Source organism: Velocimicrobium porci, from assembly GCF_009696045.1.
GTDB lineage: Bacteria > Bacillota > Clostridia > Lachnospirales > Lachnospiraceae > Velocimicrobium > Velocimicrobium porci.
In genome coordinates this window covers 13,859-30,827 of record NZ_VUMT01000019.1, presented here as the reverse complement: position 1 = coordinate 30,827, position 16,969 = coordinate 13,859, and the positions used below count along the sequence as shown (strand labels likewise).

The 16,969-nt window shown below is 34.2% G+C and carries 13 protein-coding genes, 1 tRNA gene and 1 riboswitch; of the genes, 11 read left to right on the top strand and 3 right to left on the bottom strand.

Annotated elements, in window-relative coordinates:
• Positions 1-10 precede the first annotated feature (10 nt).
• The 4 genes from FYJ58_RS11395 to FYJ58_RS11380 all read left to right on the top strand — a co-directional run bounded on the left by FYJ58_RS11395 (position 11) and on the right by FYJ58_RS11380 (position 4,320).
• The gene (locus tag FYJ58_RS11395; RefSeq protein WP_205839244.1) at positions 11-970 is read left to right on the top strand and encodes a GerMN domain-containing protein; all 960 of its coding nucleotides are present in this window, start codon (positions 11-13) and stop codon (positions 968-970) included.
• Positions 970-3,141, top strand: coding sequence for a DNA internalization-related competence protein ComEC/Rec2 (locus FYJ58_RS11390; protein WP_154519852.1), 2,172 nt, complete (start codon positions 970-972; stop codon positions 3,139-3,141). Before FYJ58_RS11395 ends, FYJ58_RS11390 begins: the two co-directional genes overlap by 1 nt.
• Positions 3,142-3,222: 81 nt before the next feature.
• On the top strand, positions 3,223-4,206 hold the full coding sequence (gene holA, locus FYJ58_RS11385; RefSeq protein ID WP_154519851.1) for a DNA polymerase III subunit delta: 984 nt from the start codon (positions 3,223-3,225) through the stop codon (positions 4,204-4,206).
• 29 nt (positions 4,207-4,235) lie between these two features.
• Positions 4,236-4,320: transfer RNA gene (locus FYJ58_RS11380), tRNA-Ser, on the top strand.
• Positions 4,321-4,371: 51 nt separating this feature from the next.
• On the opposite strand, the gene FYJ58_RS15075 is transcribed toward FYJ58_RS11380, so the two are convergent.
• Positions 4,372-4,494, bottom strand: coding sequence for a hypothetical protein (locus tag FYJ58_RS15075; protein ID WP_268892679.1), 123 nt, complete (start codon positions 4,492-4,494; stop codon positions 4,372-4,374).
• 211 nt (positions 4,495-4,705) lie between these two features.
• Here FYJ58_RS15075 and FYJ58_RS11375 point away from each other — a divergent pair, with 211 nt between their 5' ends.
• The 3 genes from FYJ58_RS11375 (at position 4,706) to FYJ58_RS11365 (ending at position 8,719) form a co-directional block, all read left to right on the top strand.
• Positions 4,706-6,868, top strand: a complete 2,163-nt coding sequence (locus FYJ58_RS11375) for a DNA topoisomerase III (RefSeq protein ID WP_154519850.1) — start codon at positions 4,706-4,708, stop codon at positions 6,866-6,868.
• Between the two features lie 148 nt (positions 6,869-7,016).
• Positions 7,017-7,505 carry a TetR/AcrR family transcriptional regulator gene (locus FYJ58_RS11370; RefSeq protein ID WP_205839243.1) on the top strand — a complete coding sequence of 163 codons (489 nt, stop codon included), beginning with the start codon at positions 7,017-7,019 and terminating at the stop codon, positions 7,503-7,505.
• Positions 7,502-8,719, top strand: coding sequence for a cation:proton antiporter (locus tag FYJ58_RS11365; RefSeq protein ID WP_154519848.1), 1,218 nt, complete (start codon positions 7,502-7,504; stop codon positions 8,717-8,719). Before FYJ58_RS11370 ends, FYJ58_RS11365 begins: the two co-directional genes overlap by 4 nt.
• A gap of 41 nt (positions 8,720-8,760) precedes the next feature.
• Here FYJ58_RS11365 and FYJ58_RS11360 read toward each other — a convergent pair whose 3' ends face one another.
• Entirely contained in the window at positions 8,761-9,936 is a 1,176-nt protein-coding gene (locus FYJ58_RS11360) for an AI-2E family transporter (RefSeq protein ID WP_154519847.1), read from the bottom strand.
• Between the two features lie 209 nt (positions 9,937-10,145).
• On the opposite strand from FYJ58_RS11360, the gene FYJ58_RS11355 reads away from it, so the two are divergent.
• The 4 genes from FYJ58_RS11355 to spoIIP all read left to right on the top strand — a co-directional run bounded on the left by FYJ58_RS11355 (position 10,146) and on the right by spoIIP (position 15,167).
• Positions 10,146-12,236 (top strand): methyl-accepting chemotaxis protein, encoded by a 2,091-nt coding sequence (locus tag FYJ58_RS11355; RefSeq protein ID WP_154519846.1) that lies wholly within the window; start codon positions 10,146-10,148, stop codon positions 12,234-12,236.
• 194 nt (positions 12,237-12,430) lie between these two features.
• Positions 12,431-12,694, top strand: coding sequence for a 30S ribosomal protein S20 (rpsT, locus tag FYJ58_RS11350; RefSeq protein ID WP_154519845.1), 264 nt, complete (start codon positions 12,431-12,433; stop codon positions 12,692-12,694).
• A gap of 244 nt (positions 12,695-12,938) precedes the next feature.
• Positions 12,939-13,844, top strand: a complete 906-nt coding sequence (gpr, locus tag FYJ58_RS11345) for a GPR endopeptidase (protein ID WP_154519844.1) — start codon at positions 12,939-12,941, stop codon at positions 13,842-13,844.
• Between the two features lie 87 nt (positions 13,845-13,931).
• Positions 13,932-15,167, top strand: a complete 1,236-nt coding sequence (spoIIP, locus tag FYJ58_RS11340; RefSeq protein WP_154519843.1) for a stage II sporulation protein P — start codon at positions 13,932-13,934, stop codon at positions 15,165-15,167.
• Positions 15,168-15,226: 59 nt separating this feature from the next.
• Here the strand turns inward: spoIIP and thiC are convergent, their stop codons facing one another.
• Entirely contained in the window at positions 15,227-16,540 is a 1,314-nt protein-coding gene (gene thiC / locus FYJ58_RS11335; RefSeq protein WP_154519842.1) for a phosphomethylpyrimidine synthase ThiC, read from the bottom strand.
• Positions 16,541-16,654: 114 nt separating this feature from the next.
• A riboswitch (TPP riboswitch) is annotated at positions 16,655-16,753 on the bottom strand.
• Between the last annotated feature and the right edge of the window lie 216 nt (positions 16,754-16,969).

The window sequence follows — 16,969 nt, the reverse complement described above, 5'->3', positions numbered from 1 at the left end:
GGAGGAAAGAATGAAAAAAATATTGATAATATCAGGAATGTTGATAGTGCTTTTTTCTTTGTCTGCTTGCAATAAAGTGGGTATGACCGAAGAAAATAAGGAATCTGACTATAAAATATATTATCTGGACAATAGCGAAACGAAGCTTGTTAGTGAACCATATGAACTGAAAGAAAAGGATGAAAAAAAACAAATCAATGAATATGTAAAAGCATTGACAAGTTTAACGCCGATGAATATAGCTTATAAAAAGGCACTTCCGGATAATGTAAGCCTTTATGTAAAGCCGAATCTGGATAAGCGACAGCTAACGGTAGAATTAGATTCCAATTATTTAAAGTTGAAAGGTACTTCAGAGATTCTTTGCCGGGCGGCAATTGTTAAGACTCTTTGCCAAGTTGAAAAAGTCAATTATGTCGAATTTGTTGTAGACGGACAGCCGTTAAAAAATAATAATGATAAACCGGTCGGATTTATGACGGAAGAAGATTTTATTGACAACACAGGCGGAGAAACGAATTACGAGCAAAATGCGTTAGTAACTTTGTTTTTTGCTGATATGGATGGGAAAAAATTAAAGGAAACAAGAGTTAAGATAAAATACGATGGAACGATTCCTGTCGAACAATTAGTAATTGAACAGCTTATTAAAGGACCGGAAAGTATTAAAGATGTCCAGACCGGACAGCTTTTTGCAACAATACCCCAGGGAACAAAATTAATAAAAGCTTCAACGAAAGATGGAATCTGTTATGTTGATTTTAATGATACATTTCTAAAGAAAAGAAAGGGACTTACAGATGAAACTGTAATTTATTCGATTGTAAATTCATTGGTAGAATTACCGGCAATTAACAAGGTACAGTTTACAATTGATGGACAAACAATTGCAAGTTACGGAGAAGGGTTACCATTTGATGCTGCTTTTGAGCGGAATCTGGATATTGTAGATAGTGAAGAAGGTGAATAATGAGGAAAAGACCATTGCTAGTCTTGTTTTTCATTCTTTTCACGCTCAGCTGTTTGATAAAACCGAAAAAATCTCCAATTGAGCAGTATATCGAACAGTCGGGTAGGAACGAAAATTGTGGAGTTGTACAGGGAGTTCTCTCTTCCATTACTGAGAAGGAAAACTCTCTGGAGCTTTCCATAAAACAAGCAAGTTTTTGGAAAAGCAAATCAAAAAAATATTTTATTAAAAAAATTCTGGTTTATCTAAAAAAAGAATCCATACAAGAAGAGCTACACCTTGGAAATCAGGTGCAGGTGGTTGGCTCGATTGAATCATTTCAAAAGCCTACAAATCTTGGGCAATTCAATGAGTATGACTATTATAAAGGAAAAAAATATGACTGCAAAATGTTTGCTGATCGTATTGTAATAAAAGTTCATAGAAAATCAAAATTAGAAGAAGAAATTCGAAAATGTAAGCTTCAATGGCAGAACATATGTGAAAAGCAGCTTCCTAAATCCCAAGCAGGTGTGATTGAAGCAATGGTGCTTGGAGAAAAATCTAATTTAGACTGTGGGATAAAAAGGTTATATCAGACCAATGGAATTGGTCATATTATGGCAATATCAGGACTTCATATTTCCTTTTTGGGAATGGGGATTTACAAATTATTAAAGCGTTTGGGAATGAATGAAACGGGAGCGGTGATTCTTTCTGTTCTTACAATTTTTCTTTACGGAATGATGACAGGGTTTAGTGTGTCTGCAGTAAGGGCAATTATAATGCTGGCAACTGCTTTATTTGCACGCCTTATCGGAAGAACTTATGATATGCTTTCTGCAATGGCACTGAGTGGAATGATTACGGTAATGTATAGTCCTTTACAGGCAAGAAACAGTGGATTTTTACTCTCCTATGGCGCAATTATCGGAATAGGGTGCTGTTATCCAATCTTAAAAAAAACATTTCAATCGAAATCAAAGCTTATTGATAGTATTCTTGTTACATTTTCCGTTCAAATTGTTATTATTCCAATTGTAGCATGGTTTTATTATGAAATTCCGTTGTATGGGTTCTTTTTAAATCTGCTTGTACTTCCTGTTATGAGTTTGTTATTGGCAAGTTCCATTTTAGGTATCTTTTCTACCTATATTCATCCGGCAATTGGCAGGTTTTTGTTTGGAACAGTCCATATTATTTTACGGTATTATGAAATTTTATGTAAGACGGTAATAAAATTACCATTTAGTAATCTGGTAATCGGAAAACCAAGAAAGATTCAGCTTGCTCTATATTGCATTTTTATAGTTAGTATCCTGCTCTTTTTGGCAAAGAAAAAGAAGAGAGGTTTGTTCTTTTTATTACCAATCTGTTTTTTGATTCTTTCTCCAATTCCAAGTCATCAGCTTGAAGTTACATTTTTAGATGTTGGGCAGGGAGATTCCATTTTTTTTAAGTCAGGAAAGACGTCATATTTAATGGATGGAGGAAGCAGTGATGTAAAACAAGTTGGAACTTATCGAATTCTTCCTTTTTTAAAAGCGAAGGGAATACGAAAATTAGATTATATGATTGTATCTCACACCGACCGGGACCATATTAATGGCTTAATTGAAATTTTAGAGCGAGTGGAGAAAAAAGAGTTCCGGGTTGGGTATTTGATGCTTCCGAAAATTTTAAATTTCGACCATTCCTATAAAAAGTTAGAAAAATTAGCTGAGAAAGCAAATGTAAAAGTCTACTACATAGAAAAAGGAATGAAATGGGAAAAAGAAAAACTCAAGGTATTATGTCTTCATCCCAATAAAAACTTTTTGGTTTCGGATAAAAATGAATGTTCTATGATTCTTTCCTTGCAATATGGATTTTTTCGCATGTTACTTACCGGGGACGTGGAACAGGAAGGAGAAAAAGAGATTTTATCCCATTTGAAAACGCATGATGTATTAAAAATTGCTCATCATGGCTCTAAAAGTTCAAGTACAGAAAAATTTTTGGAAAAAGTAAATCCTAAAATCGGGGTTATTTCTTGCGGTTTCAATAATGCGTATGGGCATCCGCATAAAGAAGTGATTGAACGAATGAAAAAAAGAAAAATAAAATTATATAATACGAGCTTAAATGGCGCAATTGACATAATAAGTGATGGGAAAAAAATTAAGATTCTTATGAATAGAAAGAAAAAATAAATTTGTGATAAATAAAAAACTTGATTCTTCTTGCAACATTTGGTACAATAATAAATGGTTTTATTATAAATGAGGTATTTTATGAAAACAATAAAAGAGCATATTAAGCGAAATCAGTATAAACCAGTCTATTTGCTTTATGGGACAGAAGATTATCTTAAAAAATTATATCAAAAAAAGCTGAAGGATGGAATTTTAGCTGGAAGTGATGACATGAATTACTCTTATTTTGAAGGAAAAGGAATTGATGTCAATGTAATTAAGGAAATCGGGGATACTCTTCCGTTTTTTAATGACAGAAGGCTGATTATGTTAAAAGATAGTGGCTTTTTTAAAACGCAAAATGATTTAGCTGATTATGTCAGACAAATTCCAGAAACTACGATTCTGGTTTTTATTGAAAAAGAAGTTGATAAAAGAAATCGTTTGTATAAAGCTGTGAAAGAAATTGGTGTTATTTCAGAAATGAATGGCATGGATGAAAGAAATCTCAAGTTATGGGTCGCATCAATGCTTCAAAAAGAGCAAAAGAAGATGACGGAGAATACAATTTTATATCTGCTTAATAAGACGGGAACGGATATGGAGTTGTTGGCAAATGAAATAGAAAAATTAGTTTGTTATGCAATGAACCAAGAAGTAATTACAGTGCAGGATATTGATGCAATTTGTACGACGCAGGTGACAGGAAAGATTTTTCAGATGATTGATGCAATCGGACTTGGAAAACAAAAAGAGGCATTAAAATTGTATTATGACTTGTTAACTTTGAGAGAAAAGCCAATGTCAATCTTGTATTTGATTACAAGACATTTTAATATTTTGCTCCAGATAAAAGAATTATCAAAGCAGGGATATACGAATTCAATTATTAGTCAGAAAGTAGGAGTTCCACCATTTGCCGTGAATAAATATATTACACAGAGTAAAAATTTTAGGCGAAAACAATTAATTGATGGAATTCAAAGCTGTGCTGATATAGAAGAACAAGTTAAGACAGGAAGACTTGTTGATACGATGGGAATTGAATTATTGATTGTTCAGTATGGTTCTGTTGCAAAATAGAATTATAATTATATTTGTATAACAAGTTTGGAGAGTTGTCCGAGTGGCTTAAGGAGTCGGTCTCGAAAACCGGTGAACAGCAATGTTCCGTGGGTTCGAATCCCATGCTCTCCGTTTGAGAAAAAGACGATTTGAATAGAAGGTTCAAATCGTCTTTTTGTCTTGTTATAAGTCTAGTTTTCCCTGTTCTGTATCATTATATTCGTTACCGGCAAATTGAAGAAAGACTTCTGGTTTTAAAATTGATTTTTTTGCTGCTTTTTTTGCACTGCGTTTTGACTTTGCCATGAAAGACCCTCCTTTTATTTTTATTATAAAAGTAACTTTGCAAATTTTTGATTTTGTGATATTTTAGCACAAAACGGAAGAGATTGCTACTAGAAATAGTAACGAAATCTCTTTTCTATTGATTTTAAGTATATTATAATGAAAGTTAAGTGTGCGGAACAATGAGGAATAAAAGAAATAAATAGGATAATAAAAAGGAGAAATGTTTAGTATGAAATCAATTGTTATAGCTGAAAAACCTTCGGTAGGAAGAGATATAGCAAGAGTTCTTCAGTGTAAGAAAAAAGAAAATGGATATATGGAGGGAAGCCAATATGTTGTGACATGGGCGATGGGACATCTTGTATCATTGGCGGATCCGGAAAGTTATGGAAAAGAATATAGGGAGTGGAAACTAGAAACCCTTCCGATGATGCCAAAACCATGGAAATTGGAGGTGCTAAAACAGACAGGAAAACAATTTCAAACTGTGAAAAAGCTTCTTTTACGAAAAGATGTAAAGGATATAATTATTGCAACAGATGCAGGGAGAGAAGGTGAATTGGTTGCCCGCCTTATTTTAACTAAAATTGGGAATAAGAAACCGATAAAGCGTTTGTGGATTTCTTCGGTTACCGATAAAGCAATAAGGGAAGGGTTTAAAAATTTAAAAGACGGACACGAATATGATAATTTATATTATGCTGCAATGAGTCGTGCAAAGGCTGACTGGCTTGTTGGAATTAATGCGACTAGAGCGTTAACTTGCAAATATAATGCATCATTATCCTGTGGAAGAGTTCAGACACCTACACTTTCAATCATTGCAAAACGGGAAGAAGAGATAAAAAATTTTGTTCCAAAAGATTATTACGGGCTTTCTATGCGGGTAAATGGAATGACGTTTACATGGAGAAGCCGGAACAATAAGTCTTCAAGATCGTTTCATAAAGAAAAAATAGAAGAGCTTCAAAAAAAATTAGATGGAAAGGAAGGAATTGTTACCAGTCTGGAAAAGAAAAGTAAAAAGACAGAACCACCGCTTTTATATGATTTAACCGAGCTACAAAGAGACGCAAATCGTAAATATAATTTTTCTGCAAAGGAAACCTTAAATATTATGCAGAGATTATATGAGAATTATAAAGTATTGACTTATCCGAGAACAGATTCACGTTATTTAACAAAAGATGTAGAAGACACGTTGAAAGAAAGGCTTCGGGCAATTAATATAGGACCTTATAAAAAAATTGCAGCAAGACTATTAAAACAGCCGGTATTGGGAAATAAAAATTTTATTAATGATGCAAAAGTATCGGATCATCATGCAATTATTCCAACAGAAGAATTTGTACGTTTAGAAGATATGACATTAGAAGAGAGAAAAATTTATGATTTAGTAGTGAAGCGATTTTTAGCTGTTATGTGCCCTGCGTATGAGTATGAGGAACAAAAAGCAGTTGTTACAATTGAGGGAGAAGAGTTTTTTGAGAGCAAAAACAGAGTGCTAAAACAGGGATGGAAAGAAGTATACGAGGGTGAAACGGAGGAAACGATAAAAGAGGAAGGAATAAGAAAAGGAGAGCAATTTTTGGCTTGCAATATCACAATGACAAAAGGAAAGACAGAGCCGCCACAGTATTTTAACGAGGCAACGCTTTTGTCTGCGATGGAGAATCCAGTTCATTATATGGAAACAAATAATCAGCAAGCGAAAAAAACATTAGATGAAACTGGTGGATTAGGAACTGTAGCAACTAGAGCGGATATTATTGAAAAATTATTTTATAATGGGTTATTAGAAAAAAAAGGAAAAGATATTCACATTACTTCGAAAGGAAAACAATTATTAACATTTGTTCCGCAAGAATTAAAACAGCCGGAGCTTACTGCAGACTGGGAAATGAAATTGGCAAAGATTTCAAAAGGAAAAATGAAACAGGAACAATTTATGAATGAAATAAAACAGTATACGATTTCGATTTTAGAAGAAATAAAGAATAGTGAAGGAACATTCCGTTATGACAATTTGACAAATAAAAAATGTCCAAATTGTGGAAAACGTATGCTGTTAGTGAATGGGAAAAACAGTAAAAAACTAGTGTGTCAGGATAGAGGGTGTGGTTATCGTGAAACAATTTCACGCTTGACGAATGCGAGGTGTCCGGTATGTCATAAAAAAATGGAATTGGTTGGACAGGGAGAAAAGCAGACTTTTGTATGTGAATGTGGACATAAGGAGCGGAAAAAAGCGTTTGAAGAACGTCGCAAAAACGAAGGTGGAGGAGTTTCCAAAAAGGATATAAGAAATTATATGGAAAAACAGAAAAAAGAAGCAAAAGAGCCAATTAATGATGGTTTTATGAAAGCATTGGCAAATATTAAATTGGACTGATTGAATGTATCAATTTTATTTTGCAGTATATGTATAGAGGTGTACAAAAAATTCATACTTATTTTACAAAATTATTACATTTATTTTGTTGACAACAAAAATGGAAACGGGTATGATGGAAACAAAAAAAGGAGTTTTTGTTTCCACTATGAAAGACGAAATAATCCTTGCCTCCATTGAAAGCTTACGGCAAGAAGGATTGAAATTTTCGATAGACACATTAGCCAACAAACTGAAAATTTCAAAGAAAACGGTCTATAAATTTTTCCCGGACAAAGAGGCACTTGCGTTGGCCTTATATGAAAAGTATTATACCGAAGCAAAGATGAAAGCAGAAATGTTGATAAATAGTAATGTTCCATCCGTTTATTTGGATTTGCTTCATCTCTATTTTGATTCAAAGACAATGATACGAAGAGACATTTTTAATAAGTATAAGTTGAATGAGGCAATATATTCTTATACGACAGAACAAAATGACATTCTTTGGGAAATAATTTCAACATCTTTTGGCGATGGAACTTCGGAACAAAAGATGGAAACGCTTCGAATTATCGTTGATGGTTCATTTGAAAAGCTTTGTAATGAACGGTTCAATCCCGATGCAGTAATAGAGAGGTTGGTGCAATTAATATGATTATAGGGTCGCTTCGCATTTTTGCAATAATTTGTGTTGCTTTTGTTTGTGGTAAATTAATTTCAAAATTAAAGTTGCCTGCCATTCTTGGTTGGTTAATAGAAGGTATTGTTTTCGGACCATATCTGGCCAAAGTTGTAACTTTGGATATTACAAACACATTGCAGTATAAGATTTTTATAAAAATTTTTGAATGTTTTGCAGGCGTAATGATTGGTCGCGAAATCATTTTCAAAAAGATTGCAAATTCAGGCAAGCAAATTATTGGTATTACTTTTGTTCAGTCGATAGGAACATTTTTATTTGTAACTGCCGCTTTTTTTGTTGTGTTTCTAGTAATTGATATTCCGGTTTATTTAGCGTTTGTTTTTGGAGGTATCGCATTAGCAACCGCTCCTGCACCGGCTTTATCTATTGTTAATGAATATCACACAAATGGTCCTGTTACGAAAACATTGCTTCCACTTGCTGCAATTGATGATATTATTGGTGTTATTGTTTTCTTTACAGTCATTTCTATTGTAAGTGGAATAAATGGAAGTACCTCTGTTTCTCCTTTTGCTATTGCAGGTATTGTTTTTCTACCGTTTGTCATTGGAATTTTGACAGGATTTTGTGCTTCTTTTTTGATGAAAAGGTCAAACAACAACTATCTCCGATTGGTATTACTGTTGGTTTTCCTCTGTATATCAACACTTTGTGGTTTGTTGATTGATTATTATGTTTTTCATTCATTTAGCTTGAATTATTTATTGATTGGCATGGCATTTAGTGCTACAGTTGCAAATGTCCTGCCTGAAAAAGAACTCAAAGATACTTTAAAGCTATATAACCCGTTGCTGAATCTGTCGCTCATTATTGTTATTGTGAATCTAGGTATGCCTCTTGATTACCGATTGATAGCCGGTGCAGGACTTTTCACGGTCATTTATATTCTTTCAAGAGCTGTCGGAAAAATCGGTGGTGCATACTTGGGCGGTAAATTGACAAAAGCTGAGCCTACAGTTACAAAATATCTCGGATTTACGTTGTTGCCTCACTCGGGTGTGTCTTTGGTGTTTACGGGAATAGCTGTAACATCTTTAACTGCGATTGATGCTTTTCTTGCGTCTATTGTATCAGGAACAATCGTTGCGGCAGCGATTATTAATGAAGTTATTGCAGTTATCGTAGCAAAATTCGCGTTCAAATGGGCAGGAGAAATCAAAGAGTAGCATTATGATTAGTGGGAAAACAGCAGCTGCGTATAGTATATTTATTTCGCGGTATTGTTATGATTGCTATTTTCAATAAAGGTCAGTTTACGAGCATGAAGGCGGTTATAAACATATTCACGAAATAGATTATATAAAACAGAAGTCAAAGGAATAAATACCAGCATGCCAACAATACCAAATGTACTTCCACCAATCGTAACGGCTGCCAGAACCCAGATGGAAGGAAGACCAACCGACCCCCCGACAACATGAGGATAAATAAGGTTACCCTCAATTTGCTGTAATATAAAGAACAAAATTAGGAACCAAAGTGCCTTGATTGGACTTACCATAAAGATTAGGAAAACTCCAACTGTACAGCCAATAAAAGCTCCAAAAATCGGGATTAATGCTGTAAATGCAATAAGAACTCCAACCAATAGAGCGTATGGAAAACGTAATATTGTCATGCTGACAAAAAACATAAATCCTAATATAACAGCTTCAATACATTGTCCTGACAGAAAATTAGAAAATGTAGTGTAGGTGAGATGACATATTTTATTGATTTGTTTTACAACTTTTTCAGAGAAGAAAGCAGAAAGCACCATAGAAAATTGGCGTCCCAACTGTTCTTTTTGAAGCAAAATATAAAGAGAAAATACAAATCCGATAAAAAATGTCGTTAAACCGCTTACAATACTTGAAGCAACATTAAAGGTAGAATTTAAAACATTGCCGGCTCCGGTTTGGAGAAAACTAAATGTTGTTTTAACAATATTTTCCCAATCGAAATGGATGGATGTTAACTGTTTTGAAATCTGTGGGTATTGTTTAAAAATGTCTTCCAGCCAAACCACGGATTGTTCCCAAAATGTAGGGATACTGTAACTTAATGATAAAAAAGTCTGTCCAAGTTCCGGCAAAACGATAAAGAGCACAATAAAAACAATTCCAATCACAAGCAGAATGGAAAGAACAAGGCTGATTGGCCGTTTAAATTTATAAACTAGTTTGCCTGAATCATTTTTTCGAAATAATGTTGTTTCAATTGCTTTCATTGGAACATTTAAAATGAAAGCAATACATGCACCAAGAATAAAAGGGAAAATAAGCCCGATAATTGTCATGACAAAATCAAAAATAGAAGTAATGTTTTGTGCCATTACAAATAATAAAATGGCAAACAGAATTAAACCACGGATTTTATTAACATTTTTTTTGTTTAGATTCATAATAAACCTCACTTTTCAAATATTATCACTAGAATAACATGTTTTCAGAAAAAAAGAAATGTTATTTTGTAAGAATAATATTGTTTTTTTTTGTAAATACTTGTTCAAAATAACGAAATTGGTAGACAATAAAAAAAAGAAATAGTAGTATAAGATTACAAAAATGGGTAAAGTGGAAGTAATAATATTAGTATAAAGGAGTATAGCTTATGAGTGCAAATGAGGAGAAAAAAACCAAAGTTGTATGGGAGATTAGTGGAATTCGATTAAAATTAATTGGTGCAGTAATGATACCGGTAATATTTATTTTAGTTTTGGGATGGTTTTCTTACAAGAGGGCGGCAGAAAACAATACGGCACATTATGAAGAATCGACATTGAATAGTATTAATACTGTAAACGGCTATTTTGAGATGGGATTTCAGATGATTTCATCGCAAGCTTCCATGTTACTGGCAGACAAACAGATCCAAAATTATTTTTCAGGAGCTTATATAGGAAAAGAAGCGGAAGAACAGAAGGCGTATAACGATTGTTACAATCGTCTGTATGCTTCTGTCGTTTCCAGTAATCTTTTAAGTTCCGGTCATTTAATAGGAACAAAAGATGTAAAAAGTATTTCTTCTACATCAAAAGCGGATATATTTGGAGCGGGAAAAAATGAGTTTATAAATTCGGCAGAATGTGAAGCATTTAAAAATTCAGGAGGATTAGAATATTGGGTTGGTAATCATAGCTCTATTGATGGAAAGATAGATACGAACCGTTATAATTATTCGATTTCGTTAATAAAAGACATATTAAGTGCAACAAATCAGAAATGTGGATATTTGATATTTGATGTTAATTTAGAGACGGTACAAAATATTTTAGGTGAAACAAATCTGGGAAAGCAAAGTGTGATAGGCTTTATTACAAAGGATGGAAAAGAAATTTTTCCTAAAGAAATGAAAACAAAATTTTCATTTTCTGAAAGTGAATTTGTAAAAAGTGCATGGGATTCTGAAAAAGAAAAAGATGTAAAATATGTTACGGTAAATAACAAAAAATATTTATTTACATATGTAAAAACAGAAGGCTATAATGCGATGGTATGCTCATTGATACCAAAAGAAGTTATACTAAAAGAAAGTAATGAAGTAAAGGTAATTACAATCATATTAGTATTAATTGCAAGCTTTATAGCAATATTTGTTGGAACAATTATAGCAAGAGGAATGGCAAAAACAATCCGAAGAGTAAATAAAGGATTAAAAATAGCGTCAAAGGGAGATTTAACAGTTGAATTAAAAACAAAACGACACGATGAATTCCGTCAATTGATGGCAGGAATTATGAATATGTTAAGCAGTATGTGTGATTTGATTTATAAGGTAACAGGAGTTGGACGGCAGGTAACCAATGCGGCACAGGATGTAACAGAAAATTCAGAGATTGTGTTAACTTCGACAAAAGAAATCAAACAGGCGATTGGGGATATTGAAGAATCTGTTATCGTTCAGGCAAAAGATTCCGAGCATTGCTTAGATAAAATGAATGAATTATCAAATCAGATTGGAATTGTATCGGAAAGCGCAAATGAAATTGCAGATATAGCAGATCAGACAAAAGAAATTACAGTAAACGGACGAGATATGATGACAATATTGGAAACAAAAGTAAAAGATACTACGGAAGTTACACAAGGAATCGTAAAAGATATTGAAAATCTCGTAAATGAAACAAAAACAATTGAAGGAATTGTAGCAAGCATAAATGATATAGCAGACCAGACAAATCTGTTATCATTAAATGCGTCTATTGAAGCTGCAAGAGCCGGAGAGGCAGGAAAAGGTTTTGCCGTTGTAGCGGATGAGATTCGAAAATTGGCAGCTGGTTCTGCTACGGCAGCTTCTGAGATTGTAAAAATACTTGTGAGAATACAATTGCAATCGGAAAAAACAGTAAAGACCGCAAAATCTGCCAATGAGATTGTTGCAACACAAGAAGAGGCATTGGGAAGTACAAAATCTGTATTTGAAAATATTGATCAATATGTCGGAAAATTGACAAGCAACTTATCATGTATTGCAGATAATATTAATGGAATGCAGGAAAATAAAAATGAAACGCTTCAGAACATTGAACATATATCCGGTTCAGCACAGCAGATAGCGGCTACGATGGAAGAACTTAATGCTACAAGTGGCAGTCAATTAGGAGCAGTGGAAGCTCTTAATCGAACTGCTATGGTGTTAGGCGATGAGGCAGAGCGATTGGAGAGAACAATTCGAATATTTAAGATAGAGGAGGAGCAATAAGTTTTTTAACACCGTCTTAAAAATCAGATTTAAAATAAAAAAATTTTACCAAAAAATAATAATATGTATTGACAGATAGAAATGAATACGCTAAAATACAGTAGTATGTTTGCATTAGAACGTTCCGTGTCTCCGGGTCTTATGCAACAGTTACAATATTAAAAAACATATTTATACAGTTGGAGGTGTACACAATGGCAAACATTAAATCTGCAAAAAAGAGAATTTTAGTAAATCGTACAAGAGCTGAAAGAAACAAAGCAATCAAATCTAAAGTAAAGACTGCAATTAAGAAAGTGGATTCTGCTGTTGCTGCTAACGATAAAGCTGCTGCTGAAACAGCTTTACACGATGCAATCGTTGAAATCAGCAAAGCAACAAGCAAAGGTGTATTCCACAAAAATACAGCTTCCAGAAAAATTTCACGTTTATCTGTTGCTGTAAACAAAATTGCTTAATAATAGACAGAATTAAATATAGGTTCTAAAAACGATATTGCTGCTATCGGATTTAGAATGTGAGAAAAAACCAGCTGGGTGTGAGCTGGTTTTTTTCTTTTTAGAGAGTAAAAACTTCCATTTCTGATTGTCATCTAAATTTTTCAAAATCTTGTTGGTATATTGTTTTTGATAAATGCAAGGCTTATGTACATATTCTTATTTTTTTTGGAAATTATAATAAAAAACGAGAGGAGTCTTTTTTATGAAACGTACGGACCTTGCTTTAGAGGTGAGAGAGAGTATACCAGAGGATAATAAGGAGATTCAGGGAGTTGTTTTAGAGAAGAATACAGATGAGGAAAAACAGATGGAAATTACGAAGGTTTTAATTAAAGATGCGCAAGGTGCCAAAGTGATGGGAAAACCAATTGGAACCTATATTACAATTGAGGCATGGGCTTTGGAAAAAAAGCTGGAAAGTTATTATGACGAGCTGGTAAAAACTATTAAAGATTATGTGGAGGAGCTGGCTGGTGGTATTATGGACAAATCCGTGTTAATTGTGGGGCTTGGTAATCGGGAAGTGACTCCGGACGCTTTGGGACCCAAGGTGATTGATGAGTTGTATACTACTAGACATCTGATTAAGGAATTTGGGCAGGAGTTTAAGGAAAAGCACGGTTTGAAAACAATGAGTGCTTTAGCCCCCGGGGTCATGGCTCAGACGGGTATGGAATCCAGAGAAATTATTAAGGGAATTGTGGAGGAAACCAGACCAGATTTGATTATCGTGCTTGATGCACTTGCAGCTAGAAGTGTAAATCGTCTGAATTGCACAATTCAGCTTACGGATACAGGAATTAGTCCGGGATCTGGTGTTGGGAATAATCGAAAGGCTTTGAATAAAGACAGTCTTGGGATTCCTGTTATTGCAATTGGTGTTCCTACAGTTGTCGATGCGGATACGATTGTTGAGGATAGAATGGAAAGTATGTTAGAAGGACAGGGTTTTTCAGAACAGGAAATTCAGTCATTTCTTGATGAGCTGAATGCACATGCGATGAAAAATATGTTTGTAACTCCAAAAAATGTGGATGAGGCTGTCAGTCAGATTAGTTCGATTTTGGCAGAGGCGTTAAATGATTGTTTTGTTCCAAAAGCAGTTTAAAGGAAAGAATAATTTTAGGTGTTAAAGAATATAATGTTAGGAGATACATGGAGAAAAAATAGTAAAAGATAAAAGGAGAGTGTTATAATGCCAAAATCATTTATGAAAGTTTTATACAGTGTAATTTGGACAGGTATTTTTCTTTTATCTTCGATTGTTATTGTAAAAGGCAGTACGTTGATGGGCAAGAATATAGAAGAAAAGGTGAACCAGTGTGTGAATCATTTAGGAAAAAATATTAGTATTCATATGCTAGATAGAAGTTCACCTTTTTTTGCTTACAGCAGAACTGAAATAAATGAACCAAGAAAATCAGTAGCGGAATGTCTTATGAATAACTGGAATTTATTTTCTTATTTAAATACAGGAATGGTTCCCGATACTATTTTAGAATATGATAATGATGCACTGGATATTAGCACTATGATTAGTGAGATAGATCATGAAGAAAAAACAAATGAAATTCCAATTATTGTCGGGGAGGAATATCATGAACAGGTTCATAAAACAAATTTTGAAAAAGAAAGATTTTCGGATCGAAATGTTCAGGAGAAACTTGATAAGATTAAAAAGGAAAAGGATTCCTCTTTACTATTAAAATATTTATATGTTGTCGATTCTACAACTTCGATTGACAAAGACTTGTTCCAGGTTGATAAGATGTTGAATCGAGATTTTTCAATTCAGAAGTCGAAAAAGCCTCAAATTCTTATTTTTCATACGCATGGTGCTTCGGAAAATTTTTCGGATAGTAAAGATGGAAAAATAGAAGATTCGATTATCGGTGTTGGAGCCAGATTGAAAAAAATCCTAGAGGAAAAATATGGTTATGTAGTTATTCATGATAAAACCCCATATGATAAAATTTCTGGAAGGATTGATCGAAATAAGGCTTACAATAAATCTCTGGAAGGAGTATCTAAAATCTTGAAGGAAAATCCAAGTATTGAGGTCGTTATTGACTTACATAGAGATGGAGTTGGTAATAGTAAAAAGAAATTAACAACCATCAATGGAAAACCAACTGCTCAGTTTATGCTGTTTAATGGATTGAGCCGTAATCGTTCGGGACCAATTGCTTATTTGAAAAATCCGAATTTGGAGGGAAATCTTGCATTTGGGCTACAGGTAAAATGGAAGGCTATGGAGCTTTATCCAGACTTGACCGTTTCAAACTATTTGAAAGGATATCGCTATAATATGCACTTGAAGGAACGATATCTGTTAATCGAACTGGGAAATCAAAATAATACGGTAGAGGAAGCGAAAAATGCGATGGAGCCTTTGGCAGAAGTGTTAGCAGAAGTGTTAAAAGGGCAATGAGTTTTAGTATTAATTAAGACGTTGCACCAAAGGAGCAACGTCTTAGTAGGATTGCACTGTTATTTCTCGGTGCAAAATTCGACTTTTTTACCTTCCAAAATTAAATTTGTAGTTCTGACTGCACACATTTTACCACACATTGAGCATGTATGACGGTCTTTTGGTGGGGTGCTTTCATAATAATTTTGGGCTTTTTCTGGGTCGATTGCAAGGGAAAACATTTTATCCCAATCAACGTTGTGTCGTGCTTTTGCCATTTCGTTATCAATTTTTCTGGCATCAGGGATATTTTTTGCAATGTCGGCTGCATGTGCAGCAATTTTTGTTGCAATAATTCCTTCTTTTACATCTGCTAAGTCGGGAAGACGAAGATGTTCAGCCGGTGTAACATAACATAGAAAATCGGCTCCACTTGCTGCTGCGATGGAACCACCGATAGCAGAAGTGATATGGTCATAGCCCGGAGCAATATCTGTTACGAGCGGTCCTAAAACATAAAATGGGGCATTATGACAAATTCTCTTTTCCATTAGAACGTTTGCTTTAATTTCATTAAGTGCCATATGACCGGGACCCTCTACAATTACTTGGACATCTTTTTCCCATGCACGTTCAGTAAGATATCCGATTTCAATTAATTCGCTGATTTGACCGGCATCACTGCTATCAGCAAGACAACCTGGCCTAAGAGCATCGCCAAGACTTATTGTAACATCATAAGTTCTTAAAATTTCAAGGACATCATCATAATATTCGAAGAATGGATTTTCATTTCCTGTCATTTCCATCCATGCAAATAAAAGAGAACCTCCACGGGAAACAATATTGGTGATACGCTTACTTTGTTTAAAGCTTTCAATTACGCGTTTATTGATTCCGGCATGAATCGTTACAAAATCAACGCCTTCTTTTGCATGAGCCTCGACAACTTTTAGAAAGTCAGAAGCTGTAATTTCTAATAAATCTTTTTCTAAGTAGCCGATGGCATCGTACATTGGTACTGTTCCAATCATAGCAGAAGATTTTTTTATAAGTTCTTTTCGAAAATGGTTTGTTTTTCCGTAATTACTTAAATCCATTATGGCTTCAGCACCGTATTGGAGTGCGAGATTTACCTTAGACATCTCCATATCATAGTCTTTCAAATCGCCGGAGATTCCTAAATTTACATTGATTTTTGTTTTTAATCCCTGTCCAATCCCCTCTGCAGAAAGAGAAGTATGGTTTACATTAGCCGGAATAACAATTTCGCCAATTGCAACCTTTTCTCTCAGGTAATCGGGGGTAATCTGTTCCTTCGAACAGACAAGCTCCATCTCCGGTGTTATAATTCCTTTTTTAGCGGCTTCCATTTGTGTTTTGTAATTTTTCATTTTAGTTTCCTTTCCTAATACAAATTAGGAGGCACGATTTATAATGTATGCCATTTATTACAATAAAAAATGCCCGTACCATAATCAATGGCACAGGCAAACATTGTAATTTTATGCAATAAATCGTCTGCTCCCTACCATGGTATTAACCAACAGGTTCAAAGGGTCAGGTTTTAACCTTCTCAACTGCGAACAGTCCCCCTGCTAACAAAAATCATTATATTCCATTTAATGGAAAGAGTCAAGACTTAAAATGCTTGTCTTACTTGAATTCCTGTGATATAATCCCATTTAGAGTGACTGTTTGAAGATAACAGTCTATTTTAATTCATAGGAAATTACGTCCTATGAATTAAAAAGCCCTTCGGGCGGGAACGCACTGCGTCGGAGATGAATGATATCGCTAAAGCGACCCGCCGCAGGCGGAGA

Bases quoted from the DNA above. Each gene is read 5' to 3' on its own strand.
- gpr (WP_154519844.1), top strand. From the start codon at position 12,939: ATGAAACGTACGGACCTTGCTTTAGAGGTGAGAGAGAGTATACCAGAG.
- rpsT (WP_154519845.1), top strand. From the start codon at position 12,431: ATGGCAAACATTAAATCTGCAAAAAAGAGAATTTTAGTAAATCGTACA.
- holA (WP_154519851.1), top strand. From the start codon at position 3,223: ATGAAAACAATAAAAGAGCATATTAAGCGAAATCAGTATAAACCAGTC.
- thiC (WP_154519842.1), bottom strand. From the start codon at position 16,540: ATGAAAAATTACAAAACACAAATGGAAGCCGCTAAAAAAGGAATTATA.
- FYJ58_RS11395 (WP_205839244.1), top strand. From the start codon at position 11: ATGAAAAAAATATTGATAATATCAGGAATGTTGATAGTGCTTTTTTCT.
- FYJ58_RS11375 (WP_154519850.1), top strand. From the start codon at position 4,706: ATGAAATCAATTGTTATAGCTGAAAAACCTTCGGTAGGAAGAGATATA.
- FYJ58_RS11365 (WP_154519848.1), top strand. From the start codon at position 7,502: ATGATTATAGGGTCGCTTCGCATTTTTGCAATAATTTGTGTTGCTTTT.
- FYJ58_RS11390 (WP_154519852.1), top strand. From the start codon at position 970: ATGAGGAAAAGACCATTGCTAGTCTTGTTTTTCATTCTTTTCACGCTC.
- spoIIP (WP_154519843.1), top strand. From the start codon at position 13,932: ATGCCAAAATCATTTATGAAAGTTTTATACAGTGTAATTTGGACAGGT.
- FYJ58_RS15075 (WP_268892679.1), bottom strand. From the start codon at position 4,494: ATGGCAAAGTCAAAACGCAGTGCAAAAAAAGCAGCAAAAAAATCAATT.
- FYJ58_RS11370 (WP_205839243.1), top strand. From the start codon at position 7,017: ATGAAAGACGAAATAATCCTTGCCTCCATTGAAAGCTTACGGCAAGAA.
- FYJ58_RS11355 (WP_154519846.1), top strand. From the start codon at position 10,146: ATGAGTGCAAATGAGGAGAAAAAAACCAAAGTTGTATGGGAGATTAGT.
- FYJ58_RS11360 (WP_154519847.1), bottom strand. From the start codon at position 9,936: ATGAATCTAAACAAAAAAAATGTTAATAAAATCCGTGGTTTAATTCTG.